The following is a 17,485-nucleotide window of genomic DNA, read 5'->3' on the forward strand; positions in this document are numbered from 1 at the left end:
CCAGCATACCCCTCGATTGAGCGGGGTGGGGGCTTGCACGGCGGCGCGTCGGTCGTCGCGGTGGGTGCGCCGCCGGGTTTCGCGTTCCCACGCGCGGTCGGTCTCAGACCACGTCCCTGGCTGGCATCGTTCTCGTATTTGAACGTTCACTCCCGAACGGGAACTCGCGTTTAGAAGCCTTCGCGGAGGTAGGTGGTGGTTTCGGGGTAGAGAGTGTGGAGCGTGTCGAGAGTGGTGTCGTCCGTGTCGATGTCCGTGGTGCGCGCGAGGTCGTGGGCGGTTCGGTGGCCGACGGCGAGCTGGGTGAGTGTGCCGATGTCGAGGGTGAGGTCGGAACCTTCGGTCGTGGGTTCGACGCGAGAGGTGCCGTCGCGGACGGTGAGGTGGAAGGTGTCGTCGTTCCAGTCGGCGAGTTCGTCGGTGACCGCGATGGTGAGGTCGGCGTCGACGTCGGGATAGTTGAGCGCGGTGAGAGCGGTCGGCACGTCGACGATGCGGGCCATCGGACCGGCTGAGAGCGTGGTGTCGACCTCGCCGGGGTCGGGAACCACGTCGAGGAACGGGGAGTCGACTGGGCCGCGGAGGCGGACCGTGTCGACCTGAGAGTCGTGGTCGGCGAGAAATCCGAGGACCGCGAGGTAGGCGTCGTGGTCGGTCCACGCGGCGTCGTGGACGGCGAGCGTCTTCCCGTCGCCGGACTCGACGGAGTAGACGACGTACGCGCGGTCGGCGCCGGTGGCGTCCTGCCAGCAGTAGACGTAGGGGTCGGTGTCCCAGCCGCGGAAGACGCGCTTGCGCCACCACTCTTCGGTGCGGTCGAGCGTGAGTTCGTAGCGCTCGCCGTGCGACGCGAGTATTGCGGGGAGGCGCTCCCAGTCGTCGGCGTCGAGGCGGTCCCACGTCCCGGGGAGTTCCGCGTCACGGGCGAACGAGAGCGCGTCCGGCGGACATTCGTGGGTGACGCCGTCGCTCGCCGTTTCCCAGCCGAACTGCGCGTAGAACGGGTGTTTGAACGGCCAGAGCGCGCTCAAGTACACGTCGTTCTCGCGGTACTCGCGGAGGGATTCGAGGAGCATGTCGCGGACGAGGCCGCGCCGGCGGTTCTCGGGCGGCGTCGCGACCGCCGAGAGGCCGGCCATCGGGTGGGTGTCGCCGCGGACGTGCGCCGTGAACCAGTAGTGTCGGCAGACGGCGAGCAGGTCGTCGCCGTCGAAGACACCGTACGGGTCGCCGACCTGTGCGGGTTCGGGGATGTCGTCCTCGTCTGGGTCGTGCGGGCCTGACTCGGGGCGAAAGGCGTACGTGACGAACGACCGGAACTCCTCCGTGCGGTCGTCGGGGAGCGGGCGGTAGTCGACCATACGAACCAGCGCGGAGTGAAGAATGAAGAACGTGCCGAGTCAGTACGCGGTCTCCCCGACGGTTTCGAGGTAGGCCGCGGTACCGGTGTGGTCGGCGTCGTCGAACGATTCTACGCGAACGAGCGCCTTCGTTTGCACGCTGTCACGGGGCGCGTCGGGAATGCGAAGCACGGAGTCCCCGATGCGTGCAATGGGCGTGTCGCACTCCGTTCCGGTGACGACGACAACGAACTCGTCGCCGGCGTCGAAGCTCGGTGTCGCGGTGCGGAACCCGACGCCCGCGAAGAACGCGTCGAGGTTCATACGCGCGCCACCTCCTCGGCCTCACGGTCGGTGGAGTACTCCAGGCCGTACCCGGTGAGGGCGGCGGCGAGGAACACGAAGAACAGCAGCCAGCCGTGGAAGACGAACGGCCAGACGTCCACGGGGTTGACGAGCATCGACTCGACGCCGTACTCCTCGACGAGCGCGGGCATCTGACTGTACCCGGCGAGCACGCCGCCCGCCCAGGGGAAGATGTAGCCGAGCGCGCTGGTGTTCGCGTCGAGAATGTTCGCGCGGCGGTAGCCGTTGATGTTGAACTGTTCGCCGATGCGCGCGACGTACGGCGCGATGGCGATTTCGGCGGCGGTGTTGATGGTGATCATCGCGTTGACGCCGGCGGTGCCGAGCACCATCGTCGTCTCCGCGCGCCGAACCTTCGTCGCGACAGTGGAGAGTAGGAAGTCCTGCACGGCCTCGAATCCGCCGCCCTGAATCATGATACGGGCGGCGGCGACGATGAGGAGCGTGAGGACGATGAGCGGGAAGAACCCGGCAGCGCCCGTGTAGAGGCTGCCGTGGACGCCCGCGGCGGGCGTGTCGGGGCCGGCGATGGTGACGATTGGGAGCCAGGTGAACGCGTCCGCCACGGGCGCGGTGGTCGGCGCGACGAACTGAACGATGCTGTTCGCGGGCGCGAGATCGAGACCGACGTTGAACACGATGGCGGCGATGATGCCCCACGAGATCGCTTCGACGATGTGTCGGCCGTTCACCGCGGTCCAGATGACGAGCCCCATCGAGACGAGGTGGACGAGGCCGACGGCGTTCCCCGAGGGAAGGCCGTCGCCGGTGGGCTGGTAGGTCGCCATCAGCTGGCCGGCGACGAGGTAGCCGACCATGGCGAGCGCGGCGGCGACGAACGCGTACTTCAGCCGGGACGCGACGACGCCGCCGATATCGGCGTTCTGCGTGACTGCGCTCACGATAGTGGTGTCGCTGACGGGCGCGAGGTTGTCCCCGAACACCGCGCCGGAGAGAATCGCACCGAACATCAGAACGGGGTTCGCGCCGAGCAGGACAGTCGCCGGGAAGAACGTCGTGACGAACGTGATCGTCGTCCCGTACCCGGTGCCGATGCCGGTCGCGAGCAGCGCCGCAAGCACGAACGTCAGCGCGGGCAGGAGCGTCGGAAGCACGGCCTCGGAGACCGGAATCGCGTTCGCGACCCAGATGAGGCCGTTCACGAACCCGCCGTCCTGGAGGAGTTGCGCGAACATGCCCGCCCAGAGCCACGCGACGATAGCTGTCGCGGCGACACGTTCGGTCATCCCCTCGAAGATAGCGTTCGCGTAGTGCTTCCAGTCGCCCTTCACGAAGAACATCCCGACGACGAGCGAGACCAGCATCCCGAGAACCAGGCCGGTCGTGTCGCCGATGCCGAACAAGCCGCTCTGGACGACCGCCCACACCACGAACAGGCCGAGCGGAATCGCGCTCGCGGCGCGCCCTCCGTAAAACGTCAGCGCCGGTGCGCTGCGCGCGTCCTCGGCTTCGTTGAGTTCGGTCTGTACGTCTTCTACGTCATCTGGACTTGACATTCATCTCTCCCTCGTGGCTGCTGATTGGTATCTGCCCTCATATAGTTCGGGGCCTCGTCAAGGTTTCCGGCGGCGACGAAACTAAACCCGCCCGCGTCGTCGCTCCGAGCATGAGTCAGTCCACTCAGGACCGCCTCGTGGCGCTCCGACGCGACCTCCACCGGCATCCGGAGCCAGCGTGGCGCGAGTTCTACACGACCGCGCGCATCGTCGAGGAAGTCGAGCGCATCGGCGTCGACGACCTTCACGTCGGCCCGAACGCGCTGAACGCCGACGAACGGATGGCCGTCCCGGACGACGACGTTCTCGACGAGTGGTACGAGCGCGCGCTCGACGCGGGCGCCAACCCTCACGTGCTCTCGGAGTTGCGCGGCGGCTTCACGGGCGCGGTTGCGGTCCTCCGGAAGGGCGAGGGGCCGACGGTCGGCCTGCGCGTGGACATCGACGGCCTCCCGCAGGCGGAATCCACGGACGACGACCACGTTCCCGCACGCGAGGGCTTTCGCTCCGAGAACGAGGGCGCGATGCACGCGTGCGGTCACGACGCGCACGCGACCTTCGGCATCGGCGTGCTCGAACGCGTCAAGGAGAGCGACTTCGAGGGCACATTCAAGGTGTTCTTCCAGCCGGCCGAGGAGCGCGTCGGCGGCGGACGCGCGATGGCGCGCTCCGGCCACCTCGACGACGTGGACTACTTGCTCGCCGTGCACGTTGGCCTCGACCACCCGACGGGCGAAGTCGTCGCGGGCATCGACGGCTTCCTCGCGGTGTCACACTTCCTCGCTGAGTTCGAGGGCGAACCCGCGCACGCCGGCGCAAAGCCCGAGGAGGGCCGGAACACCGTGCAGGCGATGGCCGCGGCTATCCAGAACCTCTACGGGATTCCGCGGCACTCCGACGGCGAGACGCGCGTGAACGCCGGCCTCGTCGGCGGCGGCACGGCAACGAACGTCATCCCCGAGGAGTCCTTCGTGGAGGGCGAAGTCCGCGGTGAGACGACCGAACTCAAGGACTATATGAAGACGCACGCGCACCGCGTGCTCCGGAGCGCGGCCGAGATGCACGATGTGGACGTGGACATCCACACCGAAGGTGAAGCGCCGAGCGCCGTGAGTGACGCCGCGCTCACGGACATCGTCTACGACGTGGCGAGCGCGACCGACGGCGTCGACAGTCCCGTCGAGAGCGATAAACTCGGCGGGAGCGAGGACGCGACCTTCCTGATGCAGGAGGTTCAGGACAACGGCGGTCTCGCGTGCTACCTCGCGGTCGGCACCGACCACCCGGGCGGCCACCACACCGCGACGTTCGACGTGGACGAAGCCAGCATCCCGATCGGTATCGACGTGCTCACGGACTCGATTCTCTCCATCGCGAACACGCGGCCGTAGCTCGCTGAGGGGCGTTCACGACGGCCTCGCTTGGAGTTTCGCGCGCGGACGGCCGCCGGGGTTTCGCGAGTTCCGCGTGCGACGACGGTTACGTGATGCCACGCGTTGGCCTCGCTATCCTATTTGAACAGTTATCAGATAAGCGAGTGTCGTCGCGCGGAGCGCGACGTTCACCGCGCGAGTGGAACGAGCGCGGGCCAAGGAGACCAACGGGAGCGACGCCGTGCTTTTGTCGTAGCTTTTACCGAGCGAGCGAAGCGAGCGCAGAGTAAAGTACGTTCAGTACTTGGGGTCGGCGCCCGTTACGTCGTAGACGTCGGTCATGATGTCGTCGCGGCGGTCCTGCCAGGTGTCGAGCTGGTGGGGGCTGTCGGGGTAGGACTCGTAGTGGTCGAGGAGGCGGTCGGCCTGGTTCTTGGTCTGGTAGAGGTTGTAGATGGTGCCCCAGTTCCCGAAGCTCTTGATGGCGGTCTGCACCTTGACGCCGAGGCTGAGTTCGGCGCTGCCGGCGTAGATGGCTTCGCTGAGTTTTCCCATGGGGAGGCTGGCGAGGAGGCCCATGAGGTTGTCCACGTCGACGGCGGTGGAGAGGATGTTGTAGACGTCGAGGCCGGCGTAGCGCGCGCCGAAGTGGTCCATGACGCGCTCGTTGTACCGCCAGAGGTTCTCCTCGCTCACGTCGCCTTCCTCGATGGCTTTGACGGCCTGTTCGCCCGCGTACTTCCCGGAGTAGGCGGCGCCGGCGATACCGCCGCCGGTGGTGGGGTTGACGAGGCCGGCGGCGTCGCCGACGGCGATGAAGCCGTTCGCGACGGCGGAGTCGTACGGGCGCCGGGTGGGGAGCGCCGCGCCGAGTTTGTCCTTGACGGTCGCGCCCTGAAACTCGGGACGGTTCCGGAGGTCCTGTTTGAGGTCTTGCACCATCTGCATCGGTTCCTCGGTCATCTGGAACCCGAGGCCGGCGTTGATTTCGGTGCCGGTGCGCGGGAAGTACCAGAGGTAGCCGGCGGCGCGCTTGGTGGGTTTGAAGACGAGCGCGTCCTTCCACTCGACTTCCTCCTCCACCTCGACGATTTCGCGGTAGCCGCTGCAGAACTGGCTGTAGTTGACGTTCGTGTCGAAGTTCGTGCCGTCGAAGCTCGTGTTGTCCTGAAGGACGCTGAGGGAGCCGGCGCCGTCGACGACGATGTCGGCGTCGAACTGGTGGACGTCGCCCTTGTGCTTCCCGCGGACGCCGGTGACGGTGCCGTCGTCGCCCTGGAGGACGTCGGTGACGACGACGTTGTAGTGGAAGTCGACGCCGTGGTCCTCGGCGCCGCCGATGACGCACTGGCCGTACTTCCAGCGGTCCACGACCGCGAGTTCGCCGGGGACGGGAATGTCGAGGACTGTGTCCTCCTGAGGAATCTCGAAGCGCCCGTGGTCCACGTCGGTGTTGGTGATGGCGGGTTCGAGTTTCGCCTTCGGGATGGCGGAGGGGAAGTTCGCGGCGCCCTTGAGGGCGTCCCCGCACGCGATGTGCCCGGCATCCTGCTCGGTCTTCCGCTCGACGATAGCGACCTCGTAGCCCTCCATCGCTATCGTCGCGGCGGCGTAACAGCCGGCGGTTCCGGCGCCGACGACGACCGCGTCGTACTCGTGGGTAGTCATACTCGCCCGATTGAAGCCGGGCGGGAAAACTCTTTACTCCTCAATCCGTCGCCTGCGCGGGGACACGGCGGAATAAAGAGTTTTACCGGTCGTCGCAGAACGAGGGTGTATGACGACGTACACGGTCGAGTTCGCCGGGCGCGACGAGACCATCGAGGTCTCCGAGAAGGAGACCATCTTGAAGGCGTGTTTCCGCGAGGGTATCGCGCAGGAGTACTCCTGTAGGGTCGGAATGTGTCTGGCGTGCTCGGCGAAAATCGTCGAGGGCGATGTCGCACAACCCGCGGCCCGCGGGTTCACCGAGGAGGAGACGGAGGAGTACGCGCTGACGTGCATGGCGCGCCCGCAGTCCGACCTCGTGCTCGACCGGGGTCAGTACCCGCCGAGCATCGAGGAGGACGCGCCGGAGCCGAGCGGGCCGGTGACGGCGGACGACGACTAAACGCCTGGCGTGGGCGCTGCTTTCTGGAGTGCGGTTTCCGCGATGTTCCCGCCGTAGTCGGCGCACCGGGAGAGGGAGTCGACGACGAGGCTTAGCTGTTGTGCGTTCCGCGGGTCGAGGTCGCGGAGGTGTTCGTCGACGGCGCGCGTGAGGTCGTCGATGTGGGGGATTCGTTCGCGCGCCTCGTTCGCGAGGTCGGTGGCTTCGTTGGTGTCGTCCGTGACGAGCGCGTCCATCGCCACGTCGACGATGCCGATAGCTTCCTCGTGGAGTTCGTGGAGGGCGTCCGCGACCTCGTCGGGGATGGGCTCGTCCATCTGGAGGGAGACGTTCGCCATCTTGGTGGCGTGGTCGGCGATGCGTTCGAGCTGGCGGGCGCTCGAGTGGTAGTCGAAGCAGACTTCGCGGGAGACGCCGATTTCGGTGGCGGCCTCGGGGGAGCGGAGCGCGCCGCGGAAGATGCGGGAGACGACGAACCAGAGGCGGTCCACGTCGTCGTCGCGTTGGGTTACGTCGCGCGCGAGGTCGTCGTCGTTCTCGACGATGGCGGTGACGGCGTCGTCCAGCATGGACGTGGAGATGAGTCGCATCCGTCGGACGGCGTTGTGGATAGAGAGCTCGGAGGAGTCCAAGAGGTCCTGGATGACGACGCGGTCCCCGGTTTCTTCGAGGACTTCGAGGCCGACGAGGCTCTGCGTGGCGTTCCGGATGACGCGGCGCTGGTCGGCGGTGATGCGGTCAGCTTCGAGTTCGAGCACGTCGAACCCGGAGACGTACATCGTCATCACGGTCCGCATCAGGTGGTCGCCGTTGAGGCCACTGATGTCGAACGTCCCTCGAATCGGGTCGTCGCTGCCGACTGGCTGAACGAGGAGGCTCGGGCCGTCCTCGTGGAACACCATCTCGTCACCGGCTTCGACGTCGTTCTCGCGCGCCCAGTCCTTCGGAATGGAGACCGTGAACGTTGACCCGCCCGTCACCTGGACTTTCCGTCGTTCCATACCCAGCGCTACGCGCCACACAATAAATTATCTTCGGTCTATATACTTCACTACCTCTAGCGCGACTGAACCGACAGATACGCCGCGGAGGGGCGTTTCACGACTGTTTAGGCGGGCTCCCGGCACGCCACTGGGGGCGAATCTACCACGATGTATGTTCTACTATATAGTTGTAATAGTAGGGTATTTACCCACGTCTCGGGTACGTTCGGGTGATGTCTGAAAGGCGTGCGACACGCCGTCTCGCCCTCGCTACGGGGGGGTCGGCGCTCGCCGCACTCGCCGGTTGTATCAGCACCAGTCCGACACCGCCCGGGAGCGGCGGCGCCACCGACGGGGACGAGTCCGGTGGCGGCGGAAACGTCCCGCTGCTGCGCGCAGGCGGGTCCTCGACCGTGTTCCCCATCGCGAACCGCGCGTCCTCCTACTGGGGGTCGAACGCACCACCCGAGGACACCGAATACTGGGGGCCCGGAGAGTACGGAATCGACACCGAGGAGAACCTCGCCGACTACTGGGCCGGCCTCTACGGATTCGGACCGGCGGACGGCGGCGTCCCGCCGTTCGAGGTGAAGGTGAACCTCAGTCACTCCGGCACGGGCCTGGAGAATCTGAAGGCAGGCCGTGTCGATATCGGGAATTCGAGCGCGCCGGTCTCCGCCGAACTCCCGGAGGCCGGCGAAGAAGAGTTGTCGAAGTTCAAAGATCACGTCGTGGGCGTGGACGCCCAGCCAATTGTCGTCAGCCAGGAGGTGTACGACGCGGGCGTCACCGGGATGACCGCGGAGACCCTGCGCGCCATTTACAAGGGCGACATCACTGACTGGCGTGACGTCCCCGACTACGACGGGCCGTCGAAGCAAATCCAGTGCATCGGCCGCGCCGAAGGCTCCGGGACGGACACCGCGTTCCGCGTGAACCTCTACGGCGACCCGAACGCGCCGATGCCCGGCATTGACGTGCGGAAAGGACAGAACCAGCAGGTGCGTGACATCGTCGCACGCTCCGACAACGCCATCGCGTACATGGCGCTCGCGTTCGTCGACGACTCCGTCCCCGCCATCTCGCTCACGTTCGAGGGGACGGAGTACGTGCCCGGTGAGAACCTCTCCGACCCGAACTATCCGCTGTCGCGCGACCTGCACTGCTACACGTACGAGGGAACCTCGGAGATGGAGGCCGCGTTCCTCCGAATGATACTCAGCGACTACGGCCAGGAGAACTTCGTGAAGCCGGTCGGGTACTCCGCGCTCACGCAGGAGCGACAGGACGAAGAACTCGCGAAACTCCCCGACACAGTATGAGCGTCGCAGATTCGGCCACGAGTCGTGTCCGGGACGCCGCGCGGGCGCTCGTGCACCTCGACCACGGAACGAAAGTCGTCGGCGGACTGGGGACGGTGTTCCTCGGCGCGTTCCTCGTGGCGTTCGCCCTCGGACACGCGCTCGCGTGGGTGCCGCTACTCGCGTTCCTCGGCGCGAACGCGTACGGCGCGGTCCGCTACCCGGGCGCGACCGCGCGCTACCTCGCGTTCGTCGCGACCGCCTCCACGGTCGTCGTGCTCGGCCTCATCATGGTCTACCTCTTCCTGCGCTCGCGGGAGGCGTTCGGCCTGATGAGCCACAGTGTGTCGCTGTTCGGCGTGTCGTTCGACGTGCCCGGCCTCCGCATGTTCACGGACACGTCGTCGCCGTTCTGGACGCCGAGCCAGCAGTTGTACGCGCTCGCGCCAATGCTGTGGGGGACGTTCATCACGACCCTCATCGCGACCGCTGTCGCCGCGCCGCTCGGCGTCGCGGGCGCGCTATTCATCAGCGAGATGGCGCCCGGGTGGGCGCGCGAAATCCTGAAGCCGAGCGTGGAGACGCTCGCCGGCATCCCCTCGATCGTGTACGGCTTCATCGGCTTCATCGTCCTCAACGGCTTCATGATGGACGATTTCAGCCTCCCGACGTTTGGCAGCCTCATCGTCGTCGGGTTCGTCATCGGCGTGATGGCGCTCCCCACGGTCGTCTCCGTCGCCGAGGACGCCATCGCGAGCGTGCCCGGCGAGATGAAGGACGGGTCGCTCGCGCTCGGCGCGACGAGCTGGCAGACCACGACGAGCGTCACCCTCCCCGCGTCGCTCTCCGGGATATCCGCCGCTATCCTCCTCGGCGTCGGGCGCGCGGTCGGTGAAACGATGGCCGCGACGGTCATCCTCGCGAACATCACGGAACTCCCCGACCCGCTGTACGACGTGTTCGGGAACACCATCACGCTCACATCCCTCATTGCGAGCCAGTACGGCATCGCGTCCGGGAGCCAGATGAGCGCGCTGTTCGCCGCTGGCGTCGTCCTGTTCGTGACGGTGCTCGCGCTCAGCATCGGCTCGCAGTACATCGAGGCGCGCATGAACCGCAAACTGGGTGGTCAGGAGTGAGTTCGCTCGTTCAGTCCGAGTCGTCGCGCGCGGAGTACGCGGCGGGCGTCGGCGTCGGACTCGGCGCGCTCGCGCTCGCCGCGAGCGTCCTCGCGTTCGCGCAGGTGATTCCGGCCACCACCGACCTCGCGGGCGTCGCGCTCTCGGACTGGCTCGCGGGCGGCCTGCTCGTCGGCGCGCTCGCACTCGCTAGTGTCGGCGTCGCGTCCCGCCTCGACGCCATCGACACGACCCCCGACCACACCGCTGGTCTCTCCGTCGTCGCCGGGTTCGGCCTGCTCGGCCTCGTCACGGGCGGACTGGTCGCGGCACAGACCCTCGGATTCTCGACGCTCTGGCCGGTCGGCGCGCTCGCCGGCGCGGCCGTCGCCGTCGCGCTCGTCACGTACCCCCGGGAGGACGTTGCGCTCACCGTCGCCGGCGGCGGGTTCGCGGCGTTCGTCGCGCTCGTCGCGCTCCTCAACGTCATCGGCCCGGGCTGGCGGTGGACGCCCATCGAGTCCTCCGCCGTGTTCACGCCGAACACCGTCCTCCCCGTCCTGTTCGGCGTCGCCGGCCTCGCCCTCGCCTGGGTGAGCGCACAGGCTCACAGCGGGTTCGGCGCGCGCGGCCGGGAGCGCGGCGCGAACTTCCTCGTCGGCGCGAACGCCGCCGCGATGATAGCGCTCCTCGTCGTCATCGTCGGTCTCATCGTCGTCCGCGGGTTCGAGCCGATGACGCGGAGCATCCAGTACGGCCTCTACTGGGGGCCGTGGTTCTGGTTCCACGTTCCCCTCCTCGACCAGTACGTCATCTTCAGCGGGCCCATCGTCTGGTTCTACTGGCCGTTCGTGATGGAGGGCGTCGCGCTCACGAACGCCGTGAACGGCATCGCACCCGCCATCGTCGGAACCGTCTGGCTGGTCATCGGGACCGTCCTGTTCGCCGTCCCGCTCGGCGTCGGCACCGCTGTCTTCCTCACCGAATACGCCGAACAGGGCCGATTCACCCAGCTCGTCGAAATCTCGACGAACGGCCTCTGGAGCACTCCGAGCATCGTCTACGGCCTGTTCGGCCTGGCGTTCCTCGTGCCCCGCCTCGGGAACACGAACAGTCTCCTCACGGGGATGCTCGTCCTCGGGTTCATGCTCCTCCCGCTGGTCGTCATCACGAGCCGCGAAGCCCTCCTCAACGTTCCGGACGAGTACCGGGACGCGAGCGCCGCGCTCGGCGTCTCCCAGTGGCAGACCATCAAGAGCGTCGTGCTGCCCGCGGCGATGCCGGGCGTCATCACGGGCGTCATCCTCGGCGTCGGCCGCATCGCCGGCGAGACCGCGCCCATCCTGCTCGTCATGACGGGCGAGCCGTTCCCGACGAACGGCGCGAACGTGCTCGGGTCCTTCTCGTTCACGTCCTCCTTCCCGTTCGTGGACATCCTGAACACGGGCGCGCTCCTCGAACCGTCGAGCGCGCTCCCCTACCAGCTGTTCGCCAGCATCAGCGCCGGCGTCGGCCAGATGGGCGAGGGCTTCGCGTGGGCGACCGCGCTCACCCTCCTGCTCGTCGTCCTCGGGTTCTACGCCATCGGCATCGCCTCACGAATCTACTTCCGGAAGAAACTCGAAGCATGAGCCCTCAACACACCGAAACCGAACGCACCGCCGCCGAGAGCGAGGAACGCATCGACCCCGCGTGGACGAACTACGAGTTCGAGGGTCCCGCGAAAATCTCCGCGACCGACGTGAACGTCCACTACGGCGAGGAGCACGCGCTCACGGACATCAACCTCGACATTCCCGAGAAGTCCGTGACGGCGCTTATCGGGCCGTCGGGGTGTGGGAAGTCGACGTTCCTCCGCTGTCTGAACCGGATGAACGACCGCATCAAGAGCGCGCGCGTCGACGGCAGCGTGACGCTCGATGGCGAAGAAATATACCAGGACGGCGTGAACCTCGTCGAACTCCGCAAGCGGGTGGGGATGGTGTTCCAGCAGCCGAATCCCTTCCCGAAATCGATTCGGGATAACGTCAGTTACGGCCCGCGCAAACACGGCGACCTGGAGACCGGACTCCTCTCGCGACTCCTCAGCCGCGGCGACGACGAAACCGAGGACGAACTCGTCGAACGCGCGCTCCGGCAGGCGGCGCTCTGGGACGAGGTGAACGACCGGCTGGACGACAACGCGCTCGGCCTCTCCGGCGGCCAACAACAACGCCTCTGCATCGCCCGCTGTCTCGCCGTCGACCCTGAAGTGATTCTGATGGACGAGCCGGCGAGCGCGCTCGACCCCATCGCCACCGCCAAAATCGAGGACCTCATCGAGGACCTCGCGGAGGACTACACGGTCGTCGTCGTGACGCACAGCATGCAGCAGGCGGCGCGTATCAGCGACCAGACGGCGGTCTTCCTCACCGGCGGAGAGTTAGTGGAGTACGGCGACACCGACCAGATCTTCGAGAACCCCGAAAGCCAGCGCGTCGAAGACTACATTACGGGCAAGTTCGGGTAACACAGTATGCCACGAGAATCCTATCAGGAGAAACTCGAGACGCTGCGGAACGACGTGCTCTACATGAGCGAGGTCGTCACGGACCGCCTGCGGATGGCGCTCGAATCCATGCAGCAGTCCGACGAGGAGCTCGCGAAGGACGTCATCTCGGGCGACGACGAGGTGAACGAACTCTACCTCGACCTCGAACAGGACTGCATCGACCTGTTCGCGCTCCAGCAGCCCGTCGCCGGCGACCTCCGGCTCATCGCGTCCTCCTTCAAAATCATCACTGACCTCGAACGCATCGCCGACCTCGCCGTCAACCTCGGCGAGTACACCCTCGACGCCGAACACGAGATGTTCCCCGAGGTCAACATTCACGCCATCGGCCAGGAGACCGTCGACATGGTCGAGGACACCATGGACGCCTACGCGAACGAGGACGCCGACGCCTGCTTCGCCATCGCCGACCGCGACGACGACATCGACGCGATGTGCGAGGACGCGAGCCAGACGGTCGTCCTCGACCTCATCGAAACCGAAGTCGAAGACGACACCACCGAGGAAGAAATCGAACGCCTCATGCAGGACGTCTCCCGCATGCTCCTCACCATCCGCGACCTCGAACGCATCGGCGACCACGCCGTCAACATCTCCGCCCGCACGCTCTACATGGTCGAGAACGACGACGAACTCATCTACTGAACGCACGTTTTTCCGGTTCGGGTCGCCTTCGGCGACCACTCACCGCAAAAAACCTGCACTAAAAACAGCCGCGAGCGCCGACAGCGCTCGCGGTACTACCCGGCGTCCGCGACCACCTCCGCACCGCGACCGTGTTCGCTGGTGTGTCGCGCGGTCTTGTTTCACCGCGTCCCCCACGTTTATTCTCGCCGGGGACGGGATTCGGGTATGCGCATCAAGACCTCGTTGAAGAGCGATTTTCTGGCCGGATTGATACTGGTCGCGCCGTTGCTCGTGACTGTCGTCCTCTTTCAAGTCGCGTTCTCGTGGGGGACGGGCTTTCTCGCTCCCTTTATCGAGGGGACGCGGCTGGCGACCCTGACCGCGAACAACATCCTGCTCGCACAAGTGCTCGCGCTCGTGTTGTTCGTCGCGGTCGTCACGGTGGTCGGCGCGGTCGCGCAGTGGTCGGTCGGGAAACGACTACTCGGCGGGACTGGTCGCGTGGTGACGTTCATTCCCGTGTTCCGCACTATCTACGGGAGCATCCGCGGGATGGTGTCGTCGGTGACGACGCGGAGTTCCGACTTCGAGTCCGTGGTGTACGTCGAGTGGCCGCAGGACGGAATCTACCGGCTCGGACTGAAGACGGGTGACAGTCCTGCCGGCGTGGAGGAGGTGGCGGGTGAGGAAGCGTACAACGTGTTCGTACCGGGAAGCCCGAACCCGACCCAGGGGTCGCTCATCCTCGTGCCGGAGAGTCAGGCGTACGAGTCCGAGTTGAGCGTGCGCGCGGCCATCCGGCTGCTGATGACGACGGGGATGACTGAGTCCGAGGAGGAGTCCGTGATTCAGCTCTCCGAGGAGGAACTGGCGGACGAGGACGTTTCCACACCTTGATTAATCGGTCGGGCCCTCCACGTACTCGTACGATGAGTGCGCGAGCGGACGGCGGCGGACCCGAGTTGGTGGTCGTGTGCGGGCTGCCCGGCGTCGGGAAGACGACAGTGGCCGAGACGATTCGCGAGCGCGTCGACGGGGACGCGGACCTCCTGCGAACCGACGTCGTCCGGGGGGACGTCGTATCCGACCCCGACTACACGGAGGAGGAACTCCGGCGCGTCTACGACGAACTGCTTTCGCGGGTCGACGACCGTCTCGCGCGCGGCGAGTCCGTCGTGGTGGACGGGACGTTCAAGCGCGCAGTCCACCGGGAGCGCGCCCGCGACCTCGCCCGCGAGCACGGCGCGACGTTCCGCCTCGTGCGCGTCGAGTGCGACGAGGAGACCGTGCGAGAGCGCATCGCCACGCGGACGGACGACGCGAGCGACGCGGACTTCGACGTGTACAAGCTCTACAAGGAGGAGTTCGAACCCATCGAGGACGCCTGCATCACGATCGATAACTCCGGGAGCACCGCACAGACCAGAGAACGCGTCATCGACGCGCTCTACTGATTCTCCTCGACGACTTCGTCGTACTGCTCGAACAGCAGTCGCGCGCGTTCGCTTTCCTCTTCGGTCGCCTCGATTCCTTCCTCGACCTCGCCGAAGGATTCCTCGCGGTGGCCGACCCACTCGCGGAGGTCGTCGTTCGCCTCGGCGGCGAGGTCGTCCGCCTCCCCGACGGTTCTGTAGGATTCGCGGAACACGGTCTGCCAGCCCTCCTGTTCCACGTCGTACCCGACGCCGTAGACGGTGTCGCCGGCGACGAGCACGAGCGCGGAGACGAGGCGGGTGTCGCGGCCGCGCTTCGAGGACGCGGAGGCGGGCGCGGCCATGCGGAAGCGATCCGACCGATGCAGCGCGCGGCCCTCCGGGACCGTGAGCGGCCGCGGCGGGAGCGAGTCGAGACTCATGCGGTGGCGTTTGCGCCCCACAATGAAGAACGAACCGAACACGAACCCGCAAAGAAAAATACCCGCCACCCGAATCGGGGCGTATGGTCACGGACGAAAGCGGGTTCGCCGTCCCTGCAGGAATCATGGTGTTCATAACGATAGTCTCCGCCGTCCCGGTACTCCTTCCCGGCGGGTTCTGGCCGCTCCTCCTCGTCGGACTGTTCGCGGGGGCGGTGCTCGGCGCGGCGTCGTACTGGCTCGTCGAACGGCTCTACTGACGCGCCGCGATTCCGTCCCGTACACGCGACTGACCGACGGAAAGCGGAGCGTTTTTGCGACCCGCGGCGAGCGAGGGCGTATGTCCGAGACGTGGACGGTGCTCCTGCCGGCGACCATCGACCCGAGCGGTCCCGACGAACTCAGCGACTTCGCGTCGTTCGTCTCCATCGACGAGTACGCGGACGACGCGGCGCTCGTCGCCGACGCCGACCGGTTCGACGCGGTCATCACGCGCACGGTTCCGCTGACCGCCGCGTTCTTCGACGCCGCGAACGCGCTGAACGTCGTGGTGAAGCACGGCGCCGGCGTGGACCACATCGACATCGACGCGGCGACCCGGAACGGCGTGCTCGTCGCGAACACGCCCGGAAAGAACACGAACGCGGTCGCAGAGCACGCGCTCACGCTGTTGCTCGCGGCGAAACGTCAGGTCGTGCGCGCGGACGCCGCGACCCGGCAGGCCGACTGGCGACGCCACGATTTCATGGGCCACGAACTCTCGGGGCGGACGCTCGGCCTCGTCGGCGCAGGAAACGCGGGGCGCCGGTTCGCGGAACTCCTCACCGGCTTCGGTGTCTCCTGCGTCGCCTACGACCCCTACGTCGACCCGTCCGCCCTCCCCGAAACCGTCCGCCTCGTCGACACCGTCACCGACGTGTTCGAGGCGGCTGACGACGCGAGCGTGCACGTCCCGCTCACCGAGGAGACACGGCACGTCGTCGGCCGCGAGGAGCTCCGTCTGCTCCCCGACGACGCCGTGCTCGTGAACACCGCACGCGGCGGCGTGGTGGACGAAGCCGCGCTCGCGAACGCCCTCGAAACCGGCGCGCTGGCCGGTGCAGGCGTCGACGTGTACGAGACCGAACCGCCGACAGAAGGAAACCCGCTGTTCGACCAGGAGCGCGCGGTTCTCACCCAGCACAACGCCGGCGTCACCGTCGAATCGGCGCGCACCGTCAGCCTCGCCGCCGCCGCCCACGTCCGCACCGTCTACGAGGGCGGACGGCCCGACACGACGCTCAACAACCCGCAGTAAGCGAGGACGAGGACGATGGACGGGCGCGACTCGACGCGCCGTCTTCCTGCGTGCGTTCTACGAGCCAGAACCGGGGCGAGGACGGCGCTGGGCGAGGAAGAGCTCGTAGAGAACGAGAAGCAATCCGCTCGCCCAGACGGCTTTCGGGAGCGCGGACGGAAGGGGGCCGCCGAGAAAGGACACGAGATACTCGCCTATCGCCCCAGCGACGAGGAGACCGGCGGCGCTGACCGCCCATCCTTCCCGAAGCCCATGTCGATACAGGAGCTCGACGGCCAGAACACCAAGCCCGAGAAGAAAGAACTCAACGAGGAACGCACCGAAGAACACCCACTCCCCCTCGAGAACCACAACGACGTTCGTTGCGACCCCGAATATCGCGAGACCCACGGCGAACCACCGCTCGAACCGGGATGCGGCACTTGACACATCCCCGGAACACACGCTCGGTCGTAAATGCTTTCGGCCAGTCAGTCCGGATACACGGACGAAACGCACGAAACCGCGGGAACACCCCACCGAGAACCGCCACCGCAGGTAGCGGACCGGGCGCGAGTTGAACTGGGCGAGACGACCTCACTTCGTCGCCGAACCGTAGCGCGTTTCGGCTGCCAGCGAGCGCTTCGCTCGCGACTCGTTCAGCTGCGACTCGCTGGCTCACATCGCTGGCCGCGTTGCTCCTCGCCGTTGTTCGTCGCAGAAGCGGGCCGGGCGCGATTTGAACACTCAGCCATCGTTCGCTACCGCTCGCGCTGTCATGTGTTCAACTCCCGTGCACTGTTCACCCGCTCACGTCGGTCTCGCACACGCTACGCGGTGCTCGCCGGTACGGTTCGCGGGAGAAGCGGGCTGGGCGCGATTTGAACACTCACTCACAACGCGAAGCGTTGTTCGCTGCGTCCAAATCGCTGACCGCTTCGCTTCTCACTGTTGTTCGTCGCAGAAGCGGGCCGGGCGCGATTTGAACACGCGACCGTCTGATTAAGAGTCAGACGCTCTGCCGAACTGAGCTACCGGCCCTGTGATTCCTCGTATCCGCGGGACGGT

Annotated in this window: 18 protein-coding genes and 1 tRNA gene; 12 read left to right on the top strand and 7 right to left on the bottom strand. The window is 66.6% G+C overall.

Annotation, left to right across the window (positions count from 1 at the left end):
- Window positions 1-170: 170 nt before the first annotated feature.
- From U3A55_RS06465 to U3A55_RS06475, 3 genes are read right to left on the bottom strand one after another with little or no spacing between them, the layout of a single operon-like run.
- The gene (locus U3A55_RS06465) at window positions 171-1,361 is read right to left on the bottom strand and encodes a GNAT family N-acetyltransferase (protein WP_330990658.1); all 1,191 of its coding nucleotides are present in this window, start codon (window positions 1,359-1,361) and stop codon (window positions 171-173) included.
- A 39-nt stretch (window positions 1,362-1,400) separates the two neighbouring features.
- Window positions 1,401-1,664, bottom strand: a complete 264-nt coding sequence (locus U3A55_RS06470) for a DUF7513 family protein (protein WP_330990659.1) — start codon at window positions 1,662-1,664, stop codon at window positions 1,401-1,403.
- The gene (locus U3A55_RS06475) at window positions 1,661-3,223 is read right to left on the bottom strand and encodes a Na+/H+ antiporter NhaC family protein (RefSeq protein WP_330990660.1); all 1,563 of its coding nucleotides are present in this window, start codon (window positions 3,221-3,223) and stop codon (window positions 1,661-1,663) included. The genes U3A55_RS06470 and U3A55_RS06475 overlap by 4 nt, the downstream gene beginning before the upstream one ends.
- 110 nt (window positions 3,224-3,333) lie before the next feature.
- On the opposite strand from U3A55_RS06475, the gene U3A55_RS06480 reads away from it, so the two are divergent.
- Window positions 3,334-4,614 carry an amidohydrolase gene (locus U3A55_RS06480; RefSeq protein ID WP_330990661.1) on the top strand — a complete coding sequence of 427 codons (1,281 nt, stop codon included), beginning with the start codon at window positions 3,334-3,336 and terminating at the stop codon, window positions 4,612-4,614.
- Window positions 4,615-4,893: 279 nt separating this feature from the next.
- Here U3A55_RS06480 and U3A55_RS06485 read toward each other — a convergent pair whose 3' ends face one another.
- Window positions 4,894-6,264: a geranylgeranyl reductase family protein gene (locus tag U3A55_RS06485; RefSeq protein ID WP_330990662.1), complete on the bottom strand. Its 1,371-nt coding sequence runs from the start codon at window positions 6,262-6,264 to the stop codon at window positions 4,894-4,896.
- Window positions 6,265-6,373: 109 nt separating this feature from the next.
- On the opposite strand from U3A55_RS06485, the gene U3A55_RS06490 reads away from it, so the two are divergent.
- A complete protein-coding gene (locus U3A55_RS06490; protein ID WP_330990663.1) occupies window positions 6,374-6,706 on the top strand; it encodes a 2Fe-2S iron-sulfur cluster-binding protein in 333 nt (110 codons plus the stop codon).
- On the opposite strand, the gene U3A55_RS06495 is transcribed toward U3A55_RS06490, so the two are convergent.
- Entirely contained in the window at window positions 6,703-7,707 is a 1,005-nt protein-coding gene (locus tag U3A55_RS06495) for a phosphate uptake regulator PhoU (protein ID WP_330990664.1), read from the bottom strand. The two genes, U3A55_RS06490 and U3A55_RS06495, sit on opposite strands and share 4 nt — an antisense overlap.
- Window positions 7,708-7,922: 215 nt before the next feature.
- On the opposite strand from U3A55_RS06495, the gene U3A55_RS06500 reads away from it, so the two are divergent.
- The 7 genes from U3A55_RS06500 (at window position 7,923) to U3A55_RS06530 (ending at window position 14,740) form a co-directional block, all read left to right on the top strand.
- The gene (locus U3A55_RS06500; RefSeq protein WP_330990665.1) at window positions 7,923-9,011 is read left to right on the top strand and encodes a PstS family phosphate ABC transporter substrate-binding protein; all 1,089 of its coding nucleotides are present in this window, start codon (window positions 7,923-7,925) and stop codon (window positions 9,009-9,011) included.
- Window positions 9,008-10,129 carry a phosphate ABC transporter permease subunit PstC gene (gene pstC, locus U3A55_RS06505; RefSeq protein ID WP_330990666.1) on the top strand — a complete coding sequence of 374 codons (1,122 nt, stop codon included), beginning with the start codon at window positions 9,008-9,010 and terminating at the stop codon, window positions 10,127-10,129. The genes U3A55_RS06500 and pstC overlap by 4 nt, the downstream gene beginning before the upstream one ends.
- Entirely contained in the window at window positions 10,126-11,739 is a 1,614-nt protein-coding gene (pstA, locus tag U3A55_RS06510; RefSeq protein WP_330990668.1) for a phosphate ABC transporter permease PstA, read from the top strand. The genes pstC and pstA overlap by 4 nt, the downstream gene beginning before the upstream one ends.
- Window positions 11,736-12,617, top strand: a complete 882-nt coding sequence (pstB, locus tag U3A55_RS06515; protein WP_330990669.1) for a phosphate ABC transporter ATP-binding protein PstB — start codon at window positions 11,736-11,738, stop codon at window positions 12,615-12,617. Before pstA ends, pstB begins: the two co-directional genes overlap by 4 nt.
- A gap of 6 nt (window positions 12,618-12,623) precedes the next feature.
- Window positions 12,624-13,304 (top strand): phosphate signaling complex protein PhoU, encoded by a 681-nt coding sequence (gene phoU / locus U3A55_RS06520; RefSeq protein ID WP_330990670.1) that lies wholly within the window; start codon window positions 12,624-12,626, stop codon window positions 13,302-13,304.
- Between the two features lie 207 nt (window positions 13,305-13,511).
- Window positions 13,512-14,183, top strand: coding sequence for a DUF502 domain-containing protein (locus tag U3A55_RS06525; protein ID WP_330990672.1), 672 nt, complete (start codon window positions 13,512-13,514; stop codon window positions 14,181-14,183).
- Between the two features lie 32 nt (window positions 14,184-14,215).
- Complete coding sequence (locus U3A55_RS06530) at window positions 14,216-14,740, top strand: AAA family ATPase (protein WP_330990673.1); 525 nt, start codon at window positions 14,216-14,218, stop codon at window positions 14,738-14,740.
- Here the strand turns inward: U3A55_RS06530 and U3A55_RS06535 are convergent.
- Window positions 14,734-15,141, bottom strand: a complete 408-nt coding sequence (locus U3A55_RS06535; RefSeq protein ID WP_330990674.1) for a hypothetical protein — start codon at window positions 15,139-15,141, stop codon at window positions 14,734-14,736. The two genes, U3A55_RS06530 and U3A55_RS06535, sit on opposite strands and share 7 nt — an antisense overlap.
- Before the next feature lie 83 nt (window positions 15,142-15,224).
- Between U3A55_RS06535 and U3A55_RS06540 the strand changes: the two genes are divergently transcribed.
- From U3A55_RS06540 to U3A55_RS06550, 3 genes are all read left to right on the top strand, one after another.
- Complete coding sequence (locus U3A55_RS06540; protein ID WP_330990675.1) at window positions 15,225-15,401, top strand: hypothetical protein; 177 nt, start codon at window positions 15,225-15,227, stop codon at window positions 15,399-15,401.
- Window positions 15,402-15,481: 80 nt separating this feature from the next.
- Window positions 15,482-16,438 (top strand): hydroxyacid dehydrogenase, encoded by a 957-nt coding sequence (locus U3A55_RS06545; protein ID WP_330990676.1) that lies wholly within the window; start codon window positions 15,482-15,484, stop codon window positions 16,436-16,438.
- 15 nt (window positions 16,439-16,453) lie between these two features.
- The gene (locus U3A55_RS06550) at window positions 16,454-16,864 is read left to right on the top strand and encodes a hypothetical protein (protein WP_330990677.1); all 411 of its coding nucleotides are present in this window, start codon (window positions 16,454-16,456) and stop codon (window positions 16,862-16,864) included.
- 520 nt (window positions 16,865-17,384) lie between these two features.
- On the opposite strand, the gene U3A55_RS06555 is transcribed toward U3A55_RS06550, so the two are convergent.
- Window positions 17,385-17,458 (bottom strand) — tRNA-Lys (locus U3A55_RS06555).
- Between the last annotated feature and the right edge of the window lie 27 nt (window positions 17,459-17,485).

Source organism: Salarchaeum sp. III (genome assembly GCF_036418315.1).
Lineage (GTDB): Archaea > Halobacteriota > Halobacteria > Halobacteriales > Halobacteriaceae > Salarchaeum.